The following is a 22,261-nucleotide window of genomic DNA, read 5'->3' on the forward strand; positions in this document are numbered from 1 at the left end:
TAAAAGCGCCATGTAGGCGCTTTTTACATAATTTACTTGAACTTCATATTATGTTTTTTTGCATACGCTAAACACACAGGAACTTCGATGAGGACATAGGTTAAAAACGTGAACCAAAACCAATTAACCTTAAAGATTAACCAACTAAACTCAACGCCAGAATCATAATAAAGACTCCCCGCAACGACTAATGTAATAGTTGTCGCGAATAAGTCTTGGCTTGATACTTTTACAAAGTCATTGCCAGCAAAGCGCGGGTAAATAAGCCCATAACCTAGTGCGATTACGGTAATAACCAAGGTGATTAATGTTAACTCAGGTGTCATTGTGGTGTGTACTGCCTCGCAAAATCAATGCGTTCTTGAGAACTCGGATGTGTAGATAAGTATTTAAGCCACGACTCATCAAGCTGCGCTTGCTCATCTAATTTGTTTTGCAGTGCCTGTATGGCATTGGCAAAATCATGATTAGAGTAACCTAAAGCAATTAGTTTTTCGATAGCGTATTTATCGGCTTCTCGCTCCATATCCCGGGAAAACGCTTGTTGCAAAAAAGAAGAACTAGAACCAAGCACCACTTCAGTGATCCCTTCTAAGTCACCAAAAATAATCGCTAACACTATAGTGCTGGCAGTCGCTTGCGCTGCTAATCGAATACCGTGATGGTATTCAACATGGCCTATTTCATGAAGTAAAATTGCCCGCAATGCATCCGGTTTATCTTTGAGTAAAATGACTAATTCATCGGTAACAATCACGCGGCCATGGGGTAACGCGAAGGCATTGGCAGCGAAATAATCTGATTGGTAAAAAGAGAGTCTATACCGATCACTATTTAAATGCAGATTATCGAGCATTTGCTGCCATGTCAGTTGTATATCATTTTGAGCTTCATCAGGTATTTGAGTGGGTGCTAATGCTACTTTTTCAATTACGTTGAGGGTTTGCTCGCCCATTGCCTCTACAGTAGCAGGTGAGGCTAAACTGACACTATACACAGCGATAGCAGGGATGCCGCGATATAAAATAAACCATAGTAATAAAGGTATTAAAATGATTGAGGCAACTATGAGTGGCTTAGATTTTTCGAGGCGTTCACTCATACCCGTTTTTTTATGCGTAAATTCCCAGCGATGGTTAATATCCTCTGGAACAAAGCGGCCACCGTCAGCAAAGTTTAATTCTGAAGCAACACCACGAAGCGGACTGTCTATTTGGCACTCAGTAATAAGTACAGATAAAAGCGTATTTTGCTGTGTATCAACAAGCTGTATTTGGCTCTCATTGATTGTTGCAAAGCAGTGTTGGTGTTGGCTGCTATTAGGGTAGTAATAGCAGCCTTTAATATAATGTTTACTCATCAAGTAAGTGAAATATCAATATCAAACACATTTGCCGCTTCTTCAGCAAACGATGATTGTTGCTCTTCTGCGGTATCAATAATATCAAGTGCGCCTGCGTAAATCGTTACTTCAGTGGCCGCAGCAAGTAATCGTGCTCTGCGTATTTTTGCCCAAGGATAAGCTAGCCCTAAGGTAAAAATAATAGCCAGTGCATTGGTAAACAAAACTAGTGCGTAATCAGCTGGTTTTAAGTCAGATTTAAAGCTAGCAACGTCTTCAAACTCACTGCTATTAAAAATATGGTTACGAATTATCGTCACATATACGCCGCGTAAAATTGTTAGGAAAGCCACATAAAGTGCCGCAATTAACAGTGGGAAAATTAATGTAGAGATATTAAGGTTATCAACGTCGAAGCTGGTTAAACTCATAGCCGCACCGACTGAACCTGCAATAATGCCAAATATAACTAAGCCGCCAATCGCAACACCAATGGTGATTAATGCCGCCATATAATAGGTGGCGCCTTCAAGGTTTACATTAATTGGTTTATTACCGTAACTGATGTTTTCATGTAAATATTGGTCAATACGTTTGAGTGCATAAGGCAGTAATAAGTATAACGTGAATACACTTGCTATAGGCAGTAGAACAAAATTAACTAATGCATCACCGTAATTTCCTGAAAACGCAAAGCGCACATTTCTATGACGAGTCATGCGCATATTAAAACGCAGCCCTTGATTGATGATCCATGGCATTGAAAATAAAAAGCCAAGGGCGAATAACAGACCAATAACAGGTAGAAATTGTACAACTAGGCTGTAAATAATAAATACAACGATTGCTAAAATACGACCTTTTAAAATTTGTATGGGCGTTGCTAAGTAATCAAAGCTGTGGCCGTCTATTTTCGTATTGCTATAAAAATAACGATAAGTACGTACTTTAGCCCAAGCAGAATAAATACCGAGAGTTAGAATACTGAGTAAAATATTTACCGACCAAATACCAAAAAACTCACCGGCTTGGCCGGCAAACTGTACTCGCCCTTGAAAAATACTTTGTTTAGATCCGTTGGTTGTTGATTCATTAAAATCAGTGCTGGGTTCCATTTTTATTCCTTTCCTTAAGATAGGTCCAAAAACTTACTAAAAAATTACGTTTTAATCAATCACAATTAACAGTACTCATTGATTATCTTTAGTTTATAGCGAAGTATGAGTTATCAGTTTTAGAATTATTGGTTAGATCTGCTATACTCACGGCGTCATTTTATGAGGCTGTTATGATTTCAAAAAACCAACTCAAGTTAATTCGTGCATTAGGTCAAAAAAAGTACCGAAAGCAGTATAATCAATACCTTGTACAGGGTGAGAAAAATGTACTTGAGTTATTAGCAAGTGATTTAGCGGTTGTAGATGTATTTGCCACACCTGCATTTATTAGTCAGTATCAGACTCAGTTTAATAAAATCACTATGATTGAGGCTGATGAAGAGAGCTTAACAAAAGCCAGTACTTTAGTTTCCAACAATGCGGCAATTGCAGTTGTAGCAATGCCAACAGTAGAACTACCCAACACAGAAGGGTTAATTTTAGCCCTCGATGGGGTTTCAGATCCCGGAAATTTAGGCACCATTATTCGTGTTGCCGATTGGTATGGTATAAAGCACATAGTGACAAGTATTGATAGTGCAGACCCATACAATCCAAAAACAATCAGTGCCACCATGGGCTCATTTGTACGAGTAGCAGTAAGCCAAGTTGAATTACCCGCTTATTTAAAAACGCTTAACTTGCCTATCTATGGTGCATTTTTAGAAGGTGAGAACCTACACAAGACTAAATTATCGCAATCTGGAGTGTTACTTATGGGTAGTGAGTCACACGGCATTCGCAGTGAATGCGCAGCGTTAGTAAGCAATAAAATTACGATTCCGGCATTTGGTGCTGCGGAGTCATTAAATGTTGCTATGGCTACAGGTATTATTTTAGATAACTTTAAACGCCAAGCTTAACCTTTTGTCTCAAAATAGGTTAGATTAGTACTTAGTAAATAATAATAACAATCGGTAAACCAAATAGATGCGTTTGAGCACCATAAAATTAGCGGGCTTTAAATCCTTTGTAGAGCCCACTAAAATCCCATTCCCTGATCAAATGACGTGTGTCGTTGGCCCTAACGGCTGTGGCAAATCAAACGTTATTGATGCGGTGCGTTGGGTATTAGGTGAAAGCTCGGCTAAAAATTTGCGTGGCGATGCCATGACTGATGTTATTTTTAATGGCTCAACCAATCGTAAACCTGTCTCCCAAGCCTCTGTCGAACTGATTTTTGATAATACTCAAGGCCAGCTCCCTAATACTTTTGCCGATCGTAACCAAGTTGCTATAAAGCGTTTAGTAACGCGTGATGGCCAATCATTGTATTTTTTAAATGGCAGTAAGTGTCGAAAACGTGATATTACCGACATATTTTTAGGCACTGGGCTTGGCCCACGTAGCTACGCAATTATTGAGCAGGGGATGATCTCACGCTTAATTGAAAGTAAACCTGCTGATTTACGAATATTTCTTGAAGAAGCCGCAGGTGTTTCAAAGTACAAAGAGCGTCGTCGAGAAACGCAAACTCGGATCAAGAGCACGCGAGAGAATTTAGAACGTTTACTTGATGTTCGCCAAGAGTTGCAAACACAAGTTGATAAATTGGCTGTGCAATCAGTTAATGCGAAAAAGTATCGCGAGCTAAAGAGCCAAGAGCGTGCACTTAAGGGACAAATTGCGGTTTTAAAATGGCAAAAACTGCATCAGCAACAAGTTGATAAAAATCAACAGATCGCTAAATTAAATGAACAAATTGATTTTTTTAAGCAAGCGAACTCAGGCCATGATGATGTACTGGCGAGCTTAGAAGTTAAAGTAGAACAACAGCAGCAACATCTCAGTGATGCGCAACATGCACAACATAATACGCATACTCAGCTAACCCGAATTGAGCAACAGCAAATTAGCTTAAAACAACAACATCAAACCCTGAGCCAAAATTTAATTAAACAACAAAGCCTGCAACTGCAAAACCAAGAACTGCAATTACAGCAGCAAGGGCATACCGATGAGCTCGCACAAGCACTACAGCATGCAATTGAACACACACTTATTTGTGATGAGCAAGTAGAGCAGATTGCACAGCAAGTTGAACAATCACAACAGCAAAAGCAACACGCTAATGAACAGTACCAAACACTGAAAGAACAGTTTCAAACGTTAGAAAATAACCATAATAAACAGTGCAATACACAAACACAGCAGCAGCAAAGTTTACAATACCTCGATACACAAATTGCTGATATTGAGCAACAGGGAAAAGATCTAGCAGACAACGCAATTGCCCAACAATTAGAGCAGCAGCAAGCGTTAATGCAGTCTCTAACCAAAGAGTTAGCGGCAAAGCAAAGTGCGTTAAACACCGTTAAGCTGGCGACACAAAACGCGCATGAAAGATTAACAACAAGCCAAGCAGTACTGCAAAATGTGACACAAGAGGTTAATGAAAATAAAGCCCAAATTGCCGGTTTAACCAGTATGCTGGCAGATCAAACAAGTCAAAGTAACGCTAATTTATTAGCCCAACTTAGTGTGCAGTCTGGTTATGAACAAATTGTAGAGCAGGCGCTTTTAGGATTAACGCATTTAACTGTAAGCTCGGATAGGGTTAACAACAGTGTTTGGCCTAGTACGTATAAAGCCAAAACTGACTCTGTTGCCGCGCTAATTGAGCATGGCGTCTACCCTGATTTATTAGAGCGAATTGCTGTTCAAGATAATTTTGATCAGGCTTTATTTAGTGATGAGTTTTGGCTTGCGGCTATCGATAGGGATGGCACAATCTATGGACGTAATTGGCAGCTAAACAATCAAGCTGATGAAGAAAGTTCATTACTACTCAAACATAAGCAGCTAAAAGATGCAAAAGAGTGGGCAACCTCATTGCAGGAGCAACGACAAGCAAAGCATGCTGACGTCACAGAGAATGAAGTTAAGCACCGCGAGTTATTAACTCAAGGTGATAATCTAAAAGAAGAGGTGCATCAACTTGCACAAAAAATAGCGTCAGCGAGTACCCGGCGCGATATGCTTAAAGAGCAATTAACACAGTGGCGCACTCAACAACAAAAGCTAACTGAAAAACGCCAGCAACTAACTACTGAACAACAATCCGTAATGCAAGCTATTGCGCATCAACAACAGCTTATTGATGGTTTAGCGCAGCAAAAGCAGCAGTTAGCAGCGCAACTTACACATGCACAACAACATCAACAAGCATGCGATAACGAATACACGCAGCACAATGCGGTATTTGAGCAGTATAAAACTCAAGCTCATCAAGCGCATCTTGCTGAACAAAAAGCTCGTAGTGAATCTCAATTAAGTGAAACTAAACTTCAGCATGCACTTACTGCGTATGAGAGTGCCAGTGAAGCTGTATCAGAGCTCAGCTGCCAAATTGAAGAGTTAGTGATTCCGCTTGAACAAAGCGCTGAACAAATTTTATTATTGCTTGAACAGCACCAGCAAGGCGAAGAAGAATTAAGTAAACTCAATGAGCAGTTAGCAGATGCTAAAGCGGCACTATTAGATAAACAAACAGTACTGAAGTCGTCGCAAAGTGAATTAACAATGTTGCAGGAGACACTGCAAACGCTGGCACTCGAAGAGCAAAGTTTGCTTGTAAAGGCACAAGCCGCATTAGAGCCATTAACTGAACTTGAGCAGAATTTAAAAACTGTATTAGAGCAATTACCTGAGTCAGCTAGTTTATCGGGGGGCAAGCGCAACTAAACCGAGTTGTGCAGGAGGTAACGGGTTTAGGTGCGGTAAATTTAGCGGCAATCGATGAATATGAACAAGCTAAGCAGCGCAGCGAGTATTTAGAACAACAATTAGATGATTTAACCAATGCGCTATCGAGTTTAGAAGGTGCAATCAATAAGATAGATAGAGAGACTAAAACGCGTTTTAAAGCGACCTTCGATCAAGTAAATCAAGATTTTGGTGAGTTATTCCCTAAAGTATTTGGTGGCGGTAGCGCATATCTTGAATTAACCAGTGATGATTTACTCGAAAGTGGTGTTAGTATAATGGCACGACCACCAGGTAAGAAAAATTCAACAATTCACCTGTTAAGTGGTGGAGAAAAAGCGCTGACCGCATTATCATTAGTGTTTTCAATATTCAGGCTCAATCCAGCTCCTTTCTGTATGCTGGATGAAGTAGATGCACCACTTGATGATGCGAATGTTGGCAGGTTTTGCCGTTTAGTGGAAGAAATGTCACAATCGGTGCAATTTATCTACATTAGTCATAATAAAATTGCCATGGAAATGGCAGGGCGATTGACTGGTGTTACAATGGCTGAGCCAGGCGTATCACGCATGGTGGCAGTTGATATTGAACAAGCGGTGCAAATGGCACATGCATAATACAATTTTTGGCAAATCAAATAATAAAAGGTGAGGGGATGGCCGAGCAATTAAGATGGGTTTTAATCATTATCAGTGTAATTGTCATTGGTGGATTATTAATACATGGCCTATGGTCAGTTCGTAAAAAAGATGAGCCTGCGACAACCGCTGATGAGCGAGTTGAACCTACTGAACAAGCCCCTGTACAACAAACAGCGGCAGAGCCGATTCAAGAGCGTTCAGCTGAACGTGATGAGCCCCAGTTTGGTGATCTTAGTTTCTCTGCAGCAGATGAACAGCATGAGCCACAGCAGAGCGTTGAGCAAACGCCAGAAGAGCTTGAAGAGCCCAAAGCAGAAAGTGAATCTGCGGCTCCCGCAGCTGACTTTATTATTGTGCACATTCAAATGCCTGAAGGCATGGTGATGGAAGGCAGTAAATTATTACCAGCGGTTAATACGCTTGGTTTTAAATATTCAGAGGAAGGCTTCTTTAATCGCCATTTAGACCCTGCAGGCCTTGGTCCTGTACTATTTCGCTTAGTTAATATGTACAACCCAGGTACGTTTGATATTGATAATATGGAACAATTTAGTACCGCTGGGATCAGCCTCTTTATGACCTTACCATGTGATGGTGATGGATTAGCTGCGTTTAACATGCTTCATAGTGCCGCGAAAAAGCTTGCAGATGAGTTCGGTGCTACCATTTTAGACTCACAACGTGAAGAAATGACCGTTGATAGTGTACGTGAGTATGTAGAAAAAGTGAGAAGCTTCTGCGCGTGAGCAGTAACCAAATAAAGTTAATTAATTAAGAATTTTTTTTAAGCCACTAGGCGATAACTCGTTTAAGTGGCTTTTTTATGTTTTAGAGGCCTGTATGTCTACTCCAGTTTTAACGCAAATTAGCGCGCTTCGTCAGCAATTAGAAGATCATAATTACAATTATTATGTGCTCGATAACCCATCTATTCCAGATGCTGAATACGATCGCCTATTACGTGAATTAAGTGCATTAGAAACGGCTAACCCAGAATATTTAACTGCCGACTCTCCAACGCAGAAAGTCGGTGGGACTGCGCTTGCTAAATTTGAGCAAGTCGCCCATCAGGTGCCTATGCTATCGCTTGATAATGCCTTTAGTGAAGCTGAGTTTGCCGCCTTTAATCGCCGTGTAAAAGAGCGCTTAATGGACAATAGTGAGCTTACTTTTTGTTGCGAGCCAAAGCTTGATGGCTTGGCGGTTTCTATTTTATACCGTGATGGTGTGCTTGTGCAGGCAGCAACCCGAGGAGATGGGCAAACGGGAGAAAACATTACCCAAAATGTGAAAACAATTCGTAACGTGCCGCTGAAATTACGCGGTGATGATTACCCGCGAGAAATCGAGATCCGTGGTGAAGTATTTATGGATAGCGCAGGTTTTGACAAGCTAAATGCTGAGGCAGAAAAAAGAGGCGAAAAAGTATTTGTTAATCCACGTAATGCCGCCGCAGGTAGTCTACGCCAACTCGATTCAAAAATAACGGCCAAACGACCGCTGATGTTTTATGCCTATAGCATTGGTGTGGTGACAGAGGGTGAGTTACCAAGTGATCATTATCAACAACTGGCTAAGCTGACTGATTGGGGACTACCCTTATGTCCTGAGACCAAGCTGGTGGAAGGTGAAAAAGCAGCACTGGATTACTATCAAGATATCTTAGAGCGTAGAAGCAGCTTAAAATATGAAATTGATGGCGTAGTTATTAAACTAAACAACAAAGCTATGCAAGAGCGTTTAGGCTTTGTTGCACGTGCACCGCGTTGGGCAATCGCCTATAAGTTCCCAGCTCAAGAAGAGATCACCCAGTTACTCGATGTTGAATTTCAGGTTGGGCGCACAGGGGCAATTACGCCAGTTGCCAGGTTAGAGCCTGTTTTTGTTGGTGGTGTTACAGTCTCAAATGCTACCTTGCATAATGGAGATGAAATTGCCCGATTAGGCGTCAAGGTCGGTGATACTGTTATTATACGCCGTGCTGGTGACGTGATCCCACAAATTACCCAAGTTGTACTTGAGCGTCGCCCTGATGATGCGAAAGACATCGTGTTTCCAATGACTTGTCCAATATGTGACTCTCACATTGAAAAAAATTGAAGGTGAGGCCGTTGCTCGTTGTACTGGTGGCTTGGTCTGTCAAGCACAACGTAAACAAGCAATAAAGCACTTTGCCTCGCGTAAAGCCCTTGATGTTGATGGGCTTGGCGATAAGATTGTTGACCAGCTGGTGGACCGAGAGCTTGTTAAAACACCTGCGGATTTATTTATTCTAAAACAAGGGCACTTTGAGACACTTGAACGAATGGGACCCAAATCAGCTAAAAATTTAGTGAATGCGCTGCTAGATGCTAAACAAACTACATTAGCCAAATTTTTATATTCATTAGGTATTCGTGAAGTAGGTGAAGCCACTGCGCAAAATTTAGCAACGCACTTTTTAACTCTCGAAAAAGTATCTCAAGCAAGCATTGAAGCTTTGGTTGAAGTGAGTGATGTAGGCGAAATAGTGGCAAAACACGTGAACAGCTTTTTTGCTGAACCTCACAATACCGATGTGGTTAATGCGCTTATTGAACAAGGTGTACATTGGCCTGAGTTAACCCCCCCAAGTGAAGAGTCTCAACCACTCGTCGGGCTAACCTATGTGTTGACTGGAACTCTTAATGAACTTAATCGCAATGATGCAAAAGCACGACTACAAGCATTAGGTGCTAAAGTATCTGGTAGTGTCTCTGCAAAAACCGATGCGCTTATTGCTGGTGAAAAGGCCGGCTCGAAACTGACTAAAGCACAAGACTTAGGCATAGATATTCTTACCGAGGATGATTTAATTGCACTGTTGGTAAAGCATAATGGATAGTGTTTTAGTTATGCTCTCAAGCCTTGCCATGAGCTTTGGTCAGTGGCTAAGGCCTTACTTGTATAATATAGCCTTGCTCTTAGTCGTGTGCCTTGTCTCTTTGTATGCAAATGACATTATCAAAGTCACTAAACGTTTTGTTGCCCGCCGTCACTTTTTTGTAAGGGTTGCTGTATTTGTGTTAGTGACTGGCTTTGGTTTTGGTCTACTTGTAGTCTTTGTCACTCCTTTGCTGAGCCAATTACTCATACTATTTGGAACGCAGTGGTTAGGCATTATGGTGATAGCTGCTTTTACCATTCTGGGTGTGATTGCAGATAATAAGAATCAGTTATAATGCGCTATGGTCCAGAATACTGGGATAAATACGGCACATATCGTACTCCTATTGCATTTCATTTAAGCTTATTAGTGCTATTACGGGCGTATTTTATTTGGATTATTGCCGCGTTAAGCCGTCGGCCTGAATTAGACATTATGTCGTTAGTTTTTCGCTCAAAACAAGATTTTTTTAGTGCTCTGGCTATTGGCGCTGTTGCTATTATCCCCGCAGTGATTTTTTGTTTACGCAGACCGCAAAAAAATGCTCAAAGTGCAGTACGGCTTGCCAAACTGTGGTGTTTTATGCGCTGGCCTTTACTTGTCTGTGCGGTGCTTGATTTAACTTGGTTGATTATCCAAGCTGCACATAGCTATTATCAATTTTCGATGTTTTTAGCATTGCAAATGGTGGTGGTGTTATGGGTGCTATTATATTTGGCTAAAAGCCGATATTTAACTGTATTTTTTAATGATTGGCCTGAGCCTGAAAATAAAGCTCAATCAAAGTAAATATTTAGGAGCTGTGCATGTACAAAATTAATAGACAACTTGCCTTGATAGTTGCTGCTATTGGTTGTGTATTATTTTTGCTTTGCATTTTCAGTCCACTATTGGAGCAGCCATGGTTTGTGTTATTGCTTGCGCTATGGGTCTTTGTATTTAGTTCGTGTTGTTATCGTCTTACCCCTGTGTTTAGAGAGCGTAATGGCTTAGATAAATTGATACAGAGGAATCAACATCAGTTAATGCTTTTTTCTCTTACTGGATTTTTTGACCGTACTACTGGCCCACACTGGCTTGCAATTGATAGCATCGACCATATTAAGTGTTATGAAGACTCGGTGTCTATTTTTGCTAATCAGGAGTGTGTATTCTCAACAAGCCTGCCAAGTAGTAAAGCGCACTTAGTTGCTTATTTTAATTCTTTACTCACTGATCGAGAAAAACAATCGATGATAATTGACTAGCAAGTTCATTTTTTCTTAAGAGGTAGTTATGTTGACGTGGAATGATATTTTAGGCTTTGCAAGCAATGGTAATCCAGAGCCAAGTAGCAAGGTAATAAAAAACGATGAGCAGTGGCGTGCGCAATTAACAGATGAAGCTTATTATGTAACCCGTAATAAGGGCACCGAGCGGCCACACAGTTCAGATAGCTGCACCTTGTTCGAACCGGGTGAATATGCCTGTGTGTGTTGTGATAATGTGTTATTTGAAGGCGGAGAAAAGTTTGATAGTGGCACAGGTTGGCCATCATTTACTCAGCCCGTGCAAATAAATGCAATTGCCTACAACAGTGATATCAGTCACGGGATGCAACGCATAGAAGCTGTTTGTAACGTCTGTGATGCTCACTTAGGTCATGTTTTTCCGGATGGTCCAATGCCTAGCGGTTTACGTTATTGTGTAAACGCGTTAGCACTAAAAAAGTTATAATAAACCGCTACTTTGAAGGCTCTATAAGCTGAGCGATAGCAAATATTAAATGTTCGCGACAAATTGGCTTGGTAATGCAGTAGTCAGTGAGTTGAGTAAACTCAAGGTTTTCATTTTTTAGCGCTGAGGCAGTGACGGCAATGATGGGTATGTGTTTATATCGCTCGTTATTTCGTAACTGTTTAGTTGCTTCTAAGCCACCCATAACCGGCATTTTCATATCCATAATAATTAAGTCAGGCTGACATTTCGCGACTTTCTGTAATACGATTTTGCCATTTTCTGCAACATCAATTGCGAATGGCCAATGTGATATCAGGGATTTCAATTATAAATTCACTGCCTTGATTTTCAACACTGTTTAGACTTATTGTGCCCGCCATTAACGTAATAAACTTTAGCGTAATCGCCAGTCCTAAGCCTGTACCACCATATTGCGATGTTTTTTGTGTTCAAAGGCATTAAAAATAATGTGCTGCGGATCTTTGCAGGTTAGCTAATACATTAGTGTGCGCTCCTTGGTAAGCACGTCAATTTATTTCTGCTTTTTGCCAATTCGACAAGGATACTTTACCGTGTATTGTTATTGGATTACATAAGGTCAATATAAAACACAGTAGATTAACCGTTCGATTCAATAGATTTCCCTGTGTTAGAGTAGTGACTAATTATTCGTTAATACTAACCCCATAGTATTGGCTTGCTGTGTGATTTTATCAAATCTTTGTTGTTGCTCAGAGTCTAAGTTTGTTGCTACAAGTAAAGCATAGCACTTTTTAGCCATTATCAAATTAAGGCTTTGGCCATTGTTCTTTGTGCTATCGAATAAACATTGTAATAAGTTTAGTGCAATGCTCGCGTTGCGAGGCATTATTCTAAAGGCTTGGCTAAATGCCTCTAGAGCAGTATTTAGGTGGCCTCGGTTAAACTGAGTGACAGCATGGTTATTGAGTTCTTTAGGGCCCATTTTTATATCTCTGCGTTCACTTTGCTGTTGTTGAATATAACGAAGATAGACAGGATCACTCACATTTGGATGGGTTTCACAATGACTGATTATTTTATTAAATAGTATTTGCGCCTTATTTTGAAAGCCTAACTCGTGAAATGCCTTCGCTTTATCTAGTGCGCCATCTATTGATCGTATATGGGTATCGTCATCAAGTTGCTCAATAAGCATTTTTGCTTTTTTATGCTCATCTTTTAGATAGTGCAAGCGTGCGTTGAGTACATCGATTTGGGCTTGGTTCTGGCTATTAGGAAACTGCCCTTTTAGATCATTTAAATATTTATTGGTTTGGCGTGTAATGCGTTGTATTTGATCGCTTTGATCTGTCGTTAATGCAAAGTCGATCCCAGCGCGGGCCGCATTCAAGTAAACATCAGGATGATCATGAATAGAATGTTTGGCAAATTGAGCGATATCTTTTTGGGTTGCATAATTCTTTTCGTAATCATGATTGAGCTGTGCAACATGGCTTAAGGCTTTCTGACGATGAAGGTTTCTTGGCGCTATTTCGGCCGCTTCACTGAGGAACTCTTGAGCGATTTCAAACTGGTTTAGTTTTATTTCTAAAGAGCCAAGTAAATCAAGTGCAACTAGTCGAGTCTCTTGCCGAGTAAGCATTGTTTTAAGCATACGTTGCGCTAATATATGTTCATTATTCGCGATAAGTGCTTCGACTAAACCAACTTTTGCCCATGCGAATTTTTGTATATCAAGAACTGACTTAAAAAAGTTCTTAGCCTCTTCACTGCGTTTTAACCGTAGTAATACATCACCTTTTAAACGCAATAAAATAGCGCTATAAGCACTGGTCTTATGCTCAAGTGCGGTATTTATAAACTTAAGTGCTTTTGAATCATTCCCATCATCAATTAAATCATAAACTTTTTGCAAGTTAGTTTTACGTAATAAGATTTTTTCAATTCGTATTTTAAGTTCGTAAATAGTGAATGGTTTTACAAGGAAGTCATCAGGCTGCAGCTCAAGGACGCTATGTACTAAAGAGCCCGTGGTTTCTGCAGAGATAAAAATAAAGCCAGTGGAGTTTTTAATTAACTTTTTAACTCTTAGCTCTTCGTATAATTGGTAGCCATCCTGATGTTTACTCAAATTAAATGAACAAACGATCAAATCAAATTGCTCGGTTAAACATTGATCTTTTGCTGAATTTGCATGATCAGCAAAGCGTAATTGCCGAAAGCCAAGCTTTTCGAGCGATTGCTTCATATAGCTTTGAGCAAGAGGTTGCTCTTCAACTATGAGTATTTTTGCGTTAGAAAAAATCTTTGCTGGCATTAAGCTTAAAACCACGTGAATGTATTGGTGACTATAATCAACAGTCTAGTAGCTTACAAGTGAATTTAAAATTTATTCGTTATTAGTGAGATTTTTATTTTTTATACATACTTGAGTGCAAAAAATATATTTTGTGAAGAAAGATTTGAAGGGTGTAAATGGTTTTATTGTTTATATGACTATTCACTTATAAAAATAAGTGGCGTCCCCAAGGGGATTCGAACCCCTGTTACCGCCGTGAAAGGGCGGTGTCCTAGGCCTCTAGACGATGGGGACGCAGAAATCGGTTTGCAAATCACTGATTTGCTATTTCTGCGTAAGATGAGACCGAGCCTGCGAGGCGAATGGCATTATCTTCTCAGAAAAATTTTCTGTGTCACTAGGACAACTGAATAGTTAAACTCGATTCAGGCGAGTGTTTTCATAACACAACACTTATAAGTAAGTGGCGTCCCCAAGGGGATTCGAACCCCTGTTACCGCCGTGAAAGGGCGGTGTCCTAGGCCTCTAGACGATGGGGACACAGAAATGTGTCACTAGGACAACTGAATAGTTAAACTCGATTCAGGCGAGTGTTTTCATAACACAACACTTGTAATAAGTGGCGTCCCCAAGGGGATTCGAACCCCTGTTACCGCCGTGAAAGGGCGGTGTCCTAGGCCTCTAGACGATGGGGACACAGAAATGTGTCACTAGGACAACTGAATAGTTAAACTCGATTCAGGCGAGTGTTTTCATAACACAACACTTATAAATAAGTGGCGTCCCCAAGGGGATTCGAACCCCTGTTACCGCCGTGAAAGGGCGGTGTCCTAGGCCTCTAGACGATGGGGACACAGAAATGTGTCACTAGGACAACTGAATAGTTAAACTCGATTCAGGCGAGTGTTTTCATAACACAACACTTGTAATAAGTGGCGTCCCCAAGGGGATTCGAACCCCTGTTACCGCCGTGAAAGGGCGGTGTCCTAGGCCTCTAGACGATGGGGACACAGAAATGTGTCACTAGGACAACTGAATAGTTAAACTCGATTCAGGCGAGTGTTTTCATAACACAACACTTATAAATAAGTGGCGTCCCCAAGGGGATTCGAACCCCTGTTACCGCCGTGAAAGGGCGGTGTCCTAGGCCTCTAGACGATGGGGACACAAAAATGTGTCACTAGGACATGATTAGTTAGACTCAAATCAGAGTTTTATATTATGCGATATTTGCGAATAAAGACTCGAGCTTTACTTGCATCGCTATTTTCTCGGTATAACCGCCTCTAATAAATTAGATGGCGTCCCCAAGGGGATTCGAACCCCTGTTACCGCCGTGAAAGGGCGGTGTCCTAGGCCTCTAGACGATGGGGACACAGAAAACTGCTACCCTAGGACTTGCAAAAAATAAGATGGTGGAGCTATGCGGGATCGAACCGCAGACCTCTTCGCTGCCAGCGAAGCGCTCTCCCAGCTGAGCTATAGCCCCAACTTATTTTGCTTTACACTGCTTGGTAAATCGAGCCGTGTATCGCTGAGTGCGGGGCGCATTCTATGCAGCCACCTAAATAATGTCAACATTTTTTTCAGCAACTTTATTCAAACGCCCTATTTTTCAACAAACTGGATAATCTGTACACTCTGTAGTTTGTTTTTTGAACTGAATGGTTGTTTTTGTTTATAAATGATGTTCTGGATTTGATTAAACTCGTAATTTGTCGATTTAATTCTTTTATAAAAGGTATACATTTATAAGGAAAATTAACTTTCTGTGATTTGTTTTATAAAGATCAATCTAAAAAAGGGTAAAATGCTGGTGAATAACAGGGCTATGCAAAGTAAAGGGGGAGGCTATTTATTAATTGGATTACACATTTTTCCTGTGCTTTGTAAAATGCAAAAATGGAACGTGTTTTATTCATTATGAGATAGCTTAAAATAGGTTGCTTTTTTAATTTATAGATCGCTGTAAAGTTTTTACCCAACTCTAGCGATAAGGTTATTAGATTCTGATTTTGCTAAAACCAGTAAAGTTAAAAAATTCTATTGCTACATTACTCACTGACACATTGTGTTTTATTTAAAATTAAAAGTAACGAGACAAAATCTCAGCAATATGGCTATAAAGTGTGCTTTTAGCCATCTTGTTGATTATAAAAACTACATCTAAACTATTTTTACTCATTCAAGTGTTGACACATTTACAACTCTATCTATAATAGCGCCCCACAACAACGCAGCAATGTATTGTTATGATGATGTGGGTGATTAGCTCAGTTGGGAGAGCATCGCCCTTACAAGGCGAGGGTCACTGGTTCAAGTCCAGTATCACCCACCACTTTTTAGAAAGTGGTTCACATCTAAATTCTATATGGGTTATTAGCCCAGATAGAAAAGAGAGTATCACCGTTATTTACAAGTAACGGCGAGGTTCACTGGTTAAAGTCCAGTACTATTTATTTTAATAGTAGCGTTTTAATTTATATGTGGGTGATTAGCTCAGTTGGGAGAGCATCGCCCTTACAAGGCGAGGGTCACTGGTTCAAGTCCAGTATCACCCACCACATATAAAACCTGTTATTATGTTAATAGTTATGTTTTAAGATAGTAATATGGGTCGTTAGCTCAGTTGGGAGAGCATCGCCCTTACAAGGCGAGGGTCACTGGTTCAAGTCCAGTACGACCCACCATTTTTAAATGGTGTATATTACAAAATCTAAATGGGTGATTAGCTCAGTTGGGAGAGCATCGCCCTTACAAGGCGAGGGTCACTGGTTCAAGTCCAGTATCACCCACCATTTAGATATTCTTTGCGGGTCGTTAGCTCAGTTGGGAGAGCATCGCCCTTACAAGGCGAGGGTCACTGGTTCAAGTCCAGTACGACCCACCATTTCTAAAATGGTAACTGCAAAGAAAATAGATTATTTGGGGTCGTTAGCTCAGTTGGGAGAGCATCGCCCTTACAAGGCGAGGGTCACTGGTTCAAGTCCAGTACGACCCACCATTTAATCAAAATTATATGTGGGTGATTAGCTCAGTTGGGAGAGCATCGCCCTTACAAGGCGAGGGTCACTGGTTCAAGTCCAGTATCACCCACCACATATAAACACTTCTGCAATATCTAATCTTAATTCTCCTGACTATTTATCATAAACAGCCTATTCGGGTAATTAACTCAGTTGTAAGAAAAGAGAGCATCGCCTCCCTTTACAAATAATGGCGAGGGTCACTGGTTCAAGTCCAGTATCACCCACCACATATAAACACTTCTGCAATATCTAATCTTAATTCTCCTGACTATTTATCATAAACAGCCTATTCGGGTAATTAACTCAGTTGTAAGAAAAGAGAGCATCGCCTCCCTTTACAAATAATGGCGAGGGTCACTGGTTCAAGTCCAGTATCACCCACCACATATAAACACTTCTACAATATCTAATCTTAATTCTTCTGACTATTTATCATAAAAAAGCCTATTCGGGTAATTAACTCAGTTGTAAGAAAAGAGAGCATCGCCTCCCTTTACAAATAATGGCGAGGGTCACTGGTTCAAGTCCAGTATCACCCACCACATATAAACACTTCTGCAATATCTAATCTTAATTCTCCTGACTATTTATCATAAACAGCCTATTCGGGTAATTAACTCAGTTGTAAGAAAAGAGAGCATCGCCTCCCTTTACAAATAATGGCGAGGGTCACTGGTTCAAGTCCAGTATCACCCACCACATATAAACACTTCTGCAATATCTAATCTTAATTCTTCTGACTATTTATCATAAACAGCCTATTCGGGTAATTAACTCAGTTGTAAGAAAAGAAAGCATCGCCTCCCTTTACAAATAATGGCGAGGGTCACTGGTTCAAGTCCAGTATCACCCACCATTTTTTAATGGTGTACTATATAACAGTTTACCTCTATCATGCTTTATGCTGCTGTATCATTTCAAAATGCAAAAACTCTAAATTTTACAATTCAACTTTATATCTTGAGAAAGATGGCACCTCTGCTGAATTTACAAAAGCCGCTATGTTTTCATTGAATACATTAGAGTTATAGCTTAAACGGCATATTGGAAATTACAGTGTGCGATATATCGTACATTGCTGTACGTATTATCACTTATAATTCAATTATATATTGATGTTAAATCTGTAAGCTATTGATTTTAAACTTCTTTCCTTTTTTTGCAAAAATGTTACATGAAAATTATTACTATTTACCACTATCTCTAAGTCAGTATTAACGTAAACTTTATTTCATCAAGACGATACAGACTCAATGATTGAGCTGATGCCAAGGAAGTGGAATATGGCAAATTAGCAAGAAGCTAGGCAAGATGCCAAATGGATAAGATTTCATGGATGACAAGGAAGGTATAGGAAACTGCCAGGATGCAGAGCATTAGCGGAGCTAATGAAAAGGAATAACCAAGGGATTATATTACAGGAAGTAATAGGAGTGCCTGGAGGCTCAGGACAGTCAAAGATGGCTAGAGGATAACACTAGGACGTGTAGGATATCGCATAGATGCGATGTGAGGGTGTATTTGGGATGTATACCCGTTCAGGGGAAGATAAAAAAGGTCGCTTCGGCGTAGGTATGGATGCCTGATTATGGATGAAGTCAGATTGGGGCGTAACTATAAGTTACGCCTTAGTTTCTGGCGTTGTTTTTAATTAAGACCCATCTAAAATAACTTTCTAACTAGATCTTATGCGGTGGCACGACAACACTTTTCAGCATTTCGTTTTCCATAGACAAAACACCTTGATATACGCTCTGGCCATCACTAGAAAACTCAAATATGAACTCACTTCTTACACCAGGCTTGCCGTTTTTCAAGAGTCCAAAACGGCGTTTAGTGCAGGCGACACTCATTAATTGAACTTGTAATTGTTCAGTTTGACGCTTAGCATGCGCATTTGCAGCTTCAGCAATTTTTCGATTAAGCCAAAACAGGTAAATTACGCTGCCAATAATAATGAATGTCCACAAGCTTGCCATGTTAAGAGAATAACCTTCCGATTGCACGAGCGAGTTTTTCGCTGCGATTTTCTTTACGTAATAATGCTAATAGATGCGGGCGGATAGTTGGAATTGCAACTAAGTCAGTAAAAATACTTGGGAAAAGTTCATCAATCTTTTGGTGGTGTGCGCAGTTATCCATAAAAATGTGTAAACGTTCGGGGTCTTCTAGCTGCGAAAAGCAGCGCCCTGCAATTGTTAGTAAGATGTCTGAATCAGTTGCGATTTCAGATGCTAAAATTTCGTCGACAAGTTTAGCCGTTATACCATGTGCTTGAGCTTTTGACATGGCTCTTAGTGCACAAATTAATGAAAGTGTATCTTTATGCTGGATTGCTGTTACAGCATGCTCCAGAAGCTGCTGTGCGAAATTAACAGGTATTTGAACATGTTCAAGCATGGCACTTAAAGGCTGAAGTACTTCTAGAGGTAAATGTGCCCATGCTTTTTGCAAGTTTGATAGATTGGAATCATCTTCCAAGCGTAACGAAAAGTCAGCGATACCTTGTACTGCTACACTTTGCCAATTCTCTAAACCGAGCTTTCCACTGAAATAAAGCTGTGCGTATTCATAATACTCAGAGGCAGGTTGCCTAAGAAGTACTTTTAGTTGTGCGTTAAATGCCGCTAGTTTATTAGCGTTCGGAGTAAAAACATAAGGGTTGTTATCAAGTTTACCATCAGCTTGCTCACCTGTGAGATCATTGCCTAGTGCTTCGATAACCATATTAGCAAAATGATCACGGCTTGCACACACAAGCTTACTTTGTTCATCTATAGGGAATTTTAAAAACCATACATAAGGTTCTTTGCTGGCTGCACTGTCCCAAAATTGAATAGCAATCCAAGCATGGCCAGCAAGTGGGTATGGATAGGGTATTTGTGCTTGTTCAATGGCGTTAAACTGTTTTTTATCAAACTTTGTAATGTGTCTACCAATATCAAATGCACGCCATTGTGTACCAGCCCCATCAAGGAGTTGGCCTAAAGTTGCTAGCTGCTCAGTCATAATGTTCTCAAGTTTTATACCACTATATAACGTAAATTATACGCCATAGCTGCTTTTGAGGGAACAGCACAATTATGGGGGATTTTAACTACAGTGATTCGGGGTCAAGCCAGCGCCGCAATGAAATCCACGCTTTACCAATTACTTCATGCCAGTGACTGGTAACTACTTTTAATACACCAGCACTAGGAATAAACTGCTTATGTAATGGCCACGCTGAAAAATCATAGTAATCTGTTGCTGCAGGAATGATATCTATACCTTGGGCGTTAAATAAACTTTTGGCTCGGGGCATATGGCTTGCTGAGGTTACCAGTGCAACGTTGAAATCAACTAGCGCAGGTGCTAAAAACTTAGCTTCATCTGCAGTATCCATAGCTGCCGGGTTTTGTTTGATTCGAGCGGCATTAACTCCCAAACTGATAGCAGTTTGACGCATTAAACTACTATTGGTGACATTGCCTATTCCCCCACCAGACACAATCAGCTGAGATTGTGGATACTTATGTACCAAACGTAGCCCTTCGACTAAGCGGCTTTTGGCACAATTACCGAGCTGACTGTTGGCCGTTAAGTGTGGGTTCGGGTTAACATCACACCCGAGCACCACTATTTTATCAAGGGCTGTGTGTTCACTAACGTCAAAAGCATAGTGTAAGTGTTGGTTTGGTGAAATTATTTTTTGTGCAAAAAAAGGTGTGCTGATCAAAAAGTAAGCCGCTTATCGCGAGGAGACCAATTAATGAAGTCGCTTTATGGTTACGAAAAGTTATGCACAGGCAAACTACACAAATAAGACTCAATAAAGGGAGGGGCATCAGCATTGCGCCGATAATTTTTTTAAGTTCAAACATCACAGTAGCATTATTAACTAAATTTATATCTATGCTACTGTGAATGATTGAGATTATCGACCGTTATTTAATTTACAAGTATTTAAAAAGTGACGATATACTGGGTTGTCTTTCATGTTCTTCTTCATCGCCAAATACATTGGCCGGGTTAGCCCCAGTGCACCAAGAGGAATTGACTTTATTAATCCTTGGCTTTCATATGGAGTCACAAGCCAATCGGGTAATGCTGCAACCCCCATGCCTGCACTCACTAGTTGGAAAATTAAAAGCCCTTGGTCAACGTTTTTTAGTGTGCCGTCAAATCGTGCGTTTTGGATAAAATGTTTAAATATATCCTGACGTTCACGGGGAATTGGATAAGAAATTATAGTTTCGTTTTTTAAGTCTAACGCTGTGACATAAGCTTTTTTAGCAAGTTCGTGATCTGGTGCGACAATTAACTTTAACTTGAAGTCAAAAAGATGTGCATATTCAAGCTTATCAGGTTCTCGAATATCGGATGTTAAAACTAAGTCTAGTTCTTCATTTAGTAAATCTGGAATGGCATCATAGCTAAAACCACGCTCGTAATCGACTTTTATATCAGGCCAAAAATTATTAAATTCTTTAATGGTTGGCAATAACCAATGGAAGCAAGCGTGGCATTCTACACTTAAACGTAGTTGTGAAATTGGCTGATTTAAGCTTTCTTTTAACCGGCACTTAGTTGCCTCAACTCTTGGCAGTATTTCATTTGCTAATTCTAAAAGTAACATACCTTGCGGCGTAAAACGCACTGGTTGAGTTTTACGTTCAAATAACTGGCAATCTAGCTTATTCTCTAAATCTTTTATCTGGTGAGATAAAGCAGACTGAGTTAAAAAAAGCTCACGGGCGGTATTCACCAAAGAACCTGTTTCTTTTAATGTGGCGATGGTCTTCAAATGTTTTACATCAATCATCTTTAATAATTCTCATGGGAAAAAGTGAGGTTCACTCAGATTTTAGACATATTACGCTTTTATTTGAGATGCTTCAACGTCTGGATGGCTAAAACAATTAATTAACGTCACTTAAATGCTGTAATTCAGCCACGGCACTTAATTGACAGCGTTGTCAGTTTGTTTTTTATGATTGGTTTGAATTTTTTCATGAATTTACCTCACGTTGAAGCGTGGGTTTATAAAGAGGCACTTCTTTCGTCAAAGAATTAATCTGTTTAGTAAACGGTGAACAAAATTAGTAAACACTAAATTGTCAGTCTAGTTGCAATGTATTTTTTGGGGTTAATAATACGCTCTAATAAATCATTTATAGCAGTGTTGAGTTGAAGTGACACAGGCAATTGAAGTTGAAAGTGAAGGGGGTGTGAAACACTCAGGTTTGAGTCGGTTTAGTCTACTCTTTGCAAAGATACAATCTAAACCGACACGAACTCACCATTGCCTAAAATTAAAGAGATGCTGAACAAGGGGGAAAATATTCATTCTTCATTCTTTTTTGTATCTTTATTTGATGTTTTAAAGCCAATGTTTGCTGAATGCTTTAATAGCATTATATTCCCGATGATTATGGCTAAAACCAAAACAATGATCAAAATGTGCCAAAGTTGCATTTGCTTAGACTCGTTTGTGTGA

At 40.1% G+C, this 22,261-nt stretch carries 16 protein-coding genes, 20 tRNA genes and 3 pseudogenes; 20 read left to right on the top strand and 19 right to left on the bottom strand.

Annotation, left to right across the window (positions count from 1 at the left end; genetic code table 11):
* Nucleotides 1–32 precede the first annotated feature (32 nt).
* Genes ACU8V8_RS05225 through ACU8V8_RS05235 form a run of 3 tightly spaced genes read right to left on the bottom strand, consistent with a single transcriptional unit; the run spans nt 33 to nt 2,457 of the window.
* Complete coding sequence (locus ACU8V8_RS05225) at nt 33–326, bottom strand: hypothetical protein (RefSeq protein ID WP_290210748.1); 294 nt, start codon at nt 324–326, stop codon at nt 33–35.
* Nucleotides 323–1,360, bottom strand: a complete 1,038-nt coding sequence (locus tag ACU8V8_RS05230) for a M48 family metallopeptidase (RefSeq protein ID WP_446889024.1) — start codon at nt 1,358–1,360, stop codon at nt 323–325. The genes ACU8V8_RS05225 and ACU8V8_RS05230 overlap by 4 nt, the downstream gene beginning before the upstream one ends.
* Nucleotides 1,360–2,457: a YjgN family protein gene (locus ACU8V8_RS05235; RefSeq protein WP_446889025.1), complete on the bottom strand. Its 1,098-nt coding sequence runs from the start codon at nt 2,455–2,457 to the stop codon at nt 1,360–1,362. The genes ACU8V8_RS05230 and ACU8V8_RS05235 overlap by 1 nt, the downstream gene beginning before the upstream one ends.
* Before the next feature lie 173 nt (nt 2,458–2,630).
* Here ACU8V8_RS05235 and ACU8V8_RS05240 point away from each other — a divergent pair, with 173 nt between their 5' ends.
* The 8 genes and pseudogenes from ACU8V8_RS05240 to msrB all read left to right on the top strand — a co-directional run bounded on the left by ACU8V8_RS05240 (nt 2,631) and on the right by msrB (nt 11,469).
* Nucleotides 2,631–3,362: a TrmH family RNA methyltransferase gene (locus ACU8V8_RS05240; RefSeq protein WP_446889026.1), complete on the top strand. Its 732-nt coding sequence runs from the start codon at nt 2,631–2,633 to the stop codon at nt 3,360–3,362.
* Between the two features lie 67 nt (nt 3,363–3,429).
* A pseudogene (locus tag ACU8V8_RS05245) lies at nt 3,430–6,824 on the top strand (chromosome segregation SMC family protein).
* Nucleotides 6,825–6,862: 38 nt separating this feature from the next.
* Nucleotides 6,863–7,594, top strand: coding sequence for a cell division protein ZipA (gene zipA / locus ACU8V8_RS05250; protein ID WP_087534260.1), 732 nt, complete (start codon nt 6,863–6,865; stop codon nt 7,592–7,594).
* A 94-nt stretch (nt 7,595–7,688) separates the two neighbouring features.
* Nucleotides 7,689–9,711 (top strand): annotated as a pseudogene (gene ligA / locus ACU8V8_RS05255) (NAD-dependent DNA ligase LigA).
* A complete protein-coding gene (locus tag ACU8V8_RS05260; RefSeq protein ID WP_290210755.1) occupies nt 9,704–10,048 on the top strand; it encodes a DUF3392 family protein in 345 nt (114 codons plus the stop codon). The pseudogene ligA and the gene ACU8V8_RS05260 overlap by 8 nt, the downstream one beginning before the upstream one ends.
* Nucleotides 10,045–10,542, top strand: a complete 498-nt coding sequence (locus ACU8V8_RS05265; protein WP_446889587.1) for a DUF2919 domain-containing protein — start codon at nt 10,045–10,047, stop codon at nt 10,540–10,542. The genes ACU8V8_RS05260 and ACU8V8_RS05265 overlap by 4 nt, the downstream gene beginning before the upstream one ends.
* Nucleotides 10,543–10,559: 17 nt before the next feature.
* A complete protein-coding gene (locus ACU8V8_RS05270) occupies nt 10,560–11,000 on the top strand; it encodes a hypothetical protein (protein ID WP_290210756.1) in 441 nt (146 codons plus the stop codon).
* A gap of 28 nt (nt 11,001–11,028) precedes the next feature.
* Nucleotides 11,029–11,469: a peptide-methionine (R)-S-oxide reductase MsrB gene (gene msrB / locus ACU8V8_RS05275; RefSeq protein WP_446889027.1), complete on the top strand. Its 441-nt coding sequence runs from the start codon at nt 11,029–11,031 to the stop codon at nt 11,467–11,469.
* A 7-nt stretch (nt 11,470–11,476) separates the two neighbouring features.
* Here msrB and ACU8V8_RS05280 read toward each other — a convergent pair whose 3' ends face one another.
* From ACU8V8_RS05280 to ACU8V8_RS05330, 11 genes are all read right to left on the bottom strand, one after another.
* On the bottom strand, nt 11,477–11,797 hold the full coding sequence (locus tag ACU8V8_RS05280; RefSeq protein WP_446889028.1) for a response regulator: 321 nt from the start codon (nt 11,795–11,797) through the stop codon (nt 11,477–11,479).
* Complete coding sequence (locus tag ACU8V8_RS05285) at nt 11,760–11,882, bottom strand: hypothetical protein (protein WP_446889588.1); 123 nt, start codon at nt 11,880–11,882, stop codon at nt 11,760–11,762. The genes ACU8V8_RS05280 and ACU8V8_RS05285 overlap by 38 nt, the downstream gene beginning before the upstream one ends.
* Nucleotides 11,883–12,133: 251 nt before the next feature.
* The gene (locus ACU8V8_RS05290) at nt 12,134–13,771 is read right to left on the bottom strand and encodes a response regulator (protein ID WP_446889029.1); all 1,638 of its coding nucleotides are present in this window, start codon (nt 13,769–13,771) and stop codon (nt 12,134–12,136) included.
* Between the two features lie 200 nt (nt 13,772–13,971).
* A tRNA-Glu gene (locus ACU8V8_RS05295) sits at nt 13,972–14,047 on the bottom strand.
* Between the two features lie 170 nt (nt 14,048–14,217).
* Nucleotides 14,218–14,293 (bottom strand) — tRNA-Glu (locus tag ACU8V8_RS05300).
* 80 nt (nt 14,294–14,373) lie between these two features.
* Nucleotides 14,374–14,449 (bottom strand) — tRNA-Glu (locus tag ACU8V8_RS05305).
* Nucleotides 14,450–14,530: 81 nt separating this feature from the next.
* Nucleotides 14,531–14,606 (bottom strand) — tRNA-Glu (locus ACU8V8_RS05310).
* An 80-nt stretch (nt 14,607–14,686) separates the two neighbouring features.
* Nucleotides 14,687–14,762: transfer RNA gene (locus ACU8V8_RS05315), tRNA-Glu, on the bottom strand.
* An 81-nt stretch (nt 14,763–14,843) separates the two neighbouring features.
* A tRNA-Glu gene (locus tag ACU8V8_RS05320) sits at nt 14,844–14,919 on the bottom strand.
* A gap of 133 nt (nt 14,920–15,052) precedes the next feature.
* Nucleotides 15,053–15,128 (bottom strand) — tRNA-Glu (locus ACU8V8_RS05325).
* Nucleotides 15,129–15,166: 38 nt separating this feature from the next.
* Nucleotides 15,167–15,242, bottom strand: a tRNA-Ala gene (locus ACU8V8_RS05330).
* A 773-nt stretch (nt 15,243–16,015) separates the two neighbouring features.
* On the opposite strand from ACU8V8_RS05330, the gene ACU8V8_RS05335 reads away from it, so the two are divergent.
* The 12 genes from ACU8V8_RS05335 (at nt 16,016) to ACU8V8_RS05390 (ending at nt 17,638) form a co-directional block, all read left to right on the top strand.
* A tRNA-Val gene (locus ACU8V8_RS05335) sits at nt 16,016–16,091 on the top strand.
* 150 nt (nt 16,092–16,241) lie between these two features.
* Nucleotides 16,242–16,317 (top strand) — tRNA-Val (locus ACU8V8_RS05340).
* A 50-nt stretch (nt 16,318–16,367) separates the two neighbouring features.
* Nucleotides 16,368–16,443, top strand: a tRNA-Val gene (locus ACU8V8_RS05345).
* A gap of 32 nt (nt 16,444–16,475) precedes the next feature.
* Nucleotides 16,476–16,551: transfer RNA gene (locus ACU8V8_RS05350), tRNA-Val, on the top strand.
* A gap of 16 nt (nt 16,552–16,567) precedes the next feature.
* Nucleotides 16,568–16,643 (top strand) — tRNA-Val (locus tag ACU8V8_RS05355).
* Nucleotides 16,644–16,681: 38 nt separating this feature from the next.
* A tRNA-Val gene (locus ACU8V8_RS05360) sits at nt 16,682–16,757 on the top strand.
* Nucleotides 16,758–16,776: 19 nt separating this feature from the next.
* Nucleotides 16,777–16,852 (top strand) — tRNA-Val (locus tag ACU8V8_RS05365).
* 65 nt (nt 16,853–16,917) lie between these two features.
* Nucleotides 16,918–17,009, top strand: a tRNA-OTHER gene (locus ACU8V8_RS05370).
* 65 nt (nt 17,010–17,074) lie between these two features.
* Nucleotides 17,075–17,166: transfer RNA gene (locus ACU8V8_RS05375), tRNA-OTHER, on the top strand.
* A 66-nt stretch (nt 17,167–17,232) separates the two neighbouring features.
* Nucleotides 17,233–17,324: transfer RNA gene (locus ACU8V8_RS05380), tRNA-OTHER, on the top strand.
* 65 nt (nt 17,325–17,389) lie between these two features.
* A tRNA-OTHER gene (locus tag ACU8V8_RS05385) sits at nt 17,390–17,481 on the top strand.
* A gap of 65 nt (nt 17,482–17,546) precedes the next feature.
* A tRNA-OTHER gene (locus ACU8V8_RS05390) sits at nt 17,547–17,638 on the top strand.
* Between the two features lie 823 nt (nt 17,639–18,461).
* On the opposite strand, the gene ACU8V8_RS05395 is transcribed toward ACU8V8_RS05390, so the two are convergent.
* From ACU8V8_RS05395 to ACU8V8_RS05415, 5 genes and pseudogenes are all read right to left on the bottom strand, one after another.
* Nucleotides 18,462–18,761, bottom strand: a complete 300-nt coding sequence (locus ACU8V8_RS05395) for a DUF3301 domain-containing protein (RefSeq protein ID WP_446889030.1) — start codon at nt 18,759–18,761, stop codon at nt 18,462–18,464.
* Between the two features lies 1 nt (nt 18,762).
* Nucleotides 18,763–19,791, bottom strand: coding sequence for a DUF3549 family protein (locus ACU8V8_RS05400; RefSeq protein WP_446889031.1), 1,029 nt, complete (start codon nt 19,789–19,791; stop codon nt 18,763–18,765).
* Between the two features lie 88 nt (nt 19,792–19,879).
* Nucleotides 19,880–20,645 (bottom strand): annotated as a pseudogene (locus ACU8V8_RS05405) (YdcF family protein).
* Nucleotides 20,646–20,698: 53 nt separating this feature from the next.
* On the bottom strand, nt 20,699–21,586 hold the full coding sequence (locus ACU8V8_RS05410) for a LysR substrate-binding domain-containing protein (RefSeq protein ID WP_446889032.1): 888 nt from the start codon (nt 21,584–21,586) through the stop codon (nt 20,699–20,701).
* Between the two features lie 521 nt (nt 21,587–22,107).
* Entirely contained in the window at nt 22,108–22,239 is a 132-nt protein-coding gene (locus tag ACU8V8_RS05415) for a DUF2897 family protein (protein ID WP_446889033.1), read from the bottom strand.
* Between the last annotated feature and the right edge of the window lie 22 nt (nt 22,240–22,261).

It is taken from the genome of Pseudoalteromonas sp. SaAl2 (assembly GCF_052947895.1).

Excerpts from the sequence above, each read along its gene's own strand:
- ACU8V8_RS05415 (WP_446889033.1), bottom strand. The coding sequence starts at position 22,239 with ATGCAACTTTGGCACATTTTGATCATTGTTTTGGTTTTAGCCATAATC.
- ACU8V8_RS05395 (WP_446889030.1), bottom strand. The coding sequence starts at position 18,761 with ATGGCAAGCTTGTGGACATTCATTATTATTGGCAGCGTAATTTACCTG.
- ACU8V8_RS05240 (WP_446889026.1), top strand. The coding sequence starts at position 2,631 with ATGATTTCAAAAAACCAACTCAAGTTAATTCGTGCATTAGGTCAAAAA.
- ACU8V8_RS05400 (WP_446889031.1), bottom strand. The coding sequence starts at position 19,791 with ATGACTGAGCAGCTAGCAACTTTAGGCCAACTCCTTGATGGGGCTGGT.
- ACU8V8_RS05230 (WP_446889024.1), bottom strand. The coding sequence starts at position 1,360 with ATGAGTAAACATTATATTAAAGGCTGCTATTACTACCCTAATAGCAGC.
- ACU8V8_RS05410 (WP_446889032.1), bottom strand. The coding sequence starts at position 21,586 with ATGATTGATGTAAAACATTTGAAGACCATCGCCACATTAAAAGAAACA.
- ACU8V8_RS05290 (WP_446889029.1), bottom strand. The coding sequence starts at position 13,771 with ATGCCAGCAAAGATTTTTTCTAACGCAAAAATACTCATAGTTGAAGAG.
- ACU8V8_RS05270 (WP_290210756.1), top strand. The coding sequence starts at position 10,560 with ATGTACAAAATTAATAGACAACTTGCCTTGATAGTTGCTGCTATTGGT.
- ACU8V8_RS05260 (WP_290210755.1), top strand. The coding sequence starts at position 9,704 with ATGGATAGTGTTTTAGTTATGCTCTCAAGCCTTGCCATGAGCTTTGGT.
- msrB (WP_446889027.1), top strand. The coding sequence starts at position 11,029 with ATGTTGACGTGGAATGATATTTTAGGCTTTGCAAGCAATGGTAATCCA.
- ACU8V8_RS05235 (WP_446889025.1), bottom strand. The coding sequence starts at position 2,457 with ATGGAACCCAGCACTGATTTTAATGAATCAACAACCAACGGATCTAAA.
- zipA (WP_087534260.1), top strand. The coding sequence starts at position 6,863 with ATGGCCGAGCAATTAAGATGGGTTTTAATCATTATCAGTGTAATTGTC.
- ACU8V8_RS05225 (WP_290210748.1), bottom strand. The coding sequence starts at position 326 with ATGACACCTGAGTTAACATTAATCACCTTGGTTATTACCGTAATCGCA.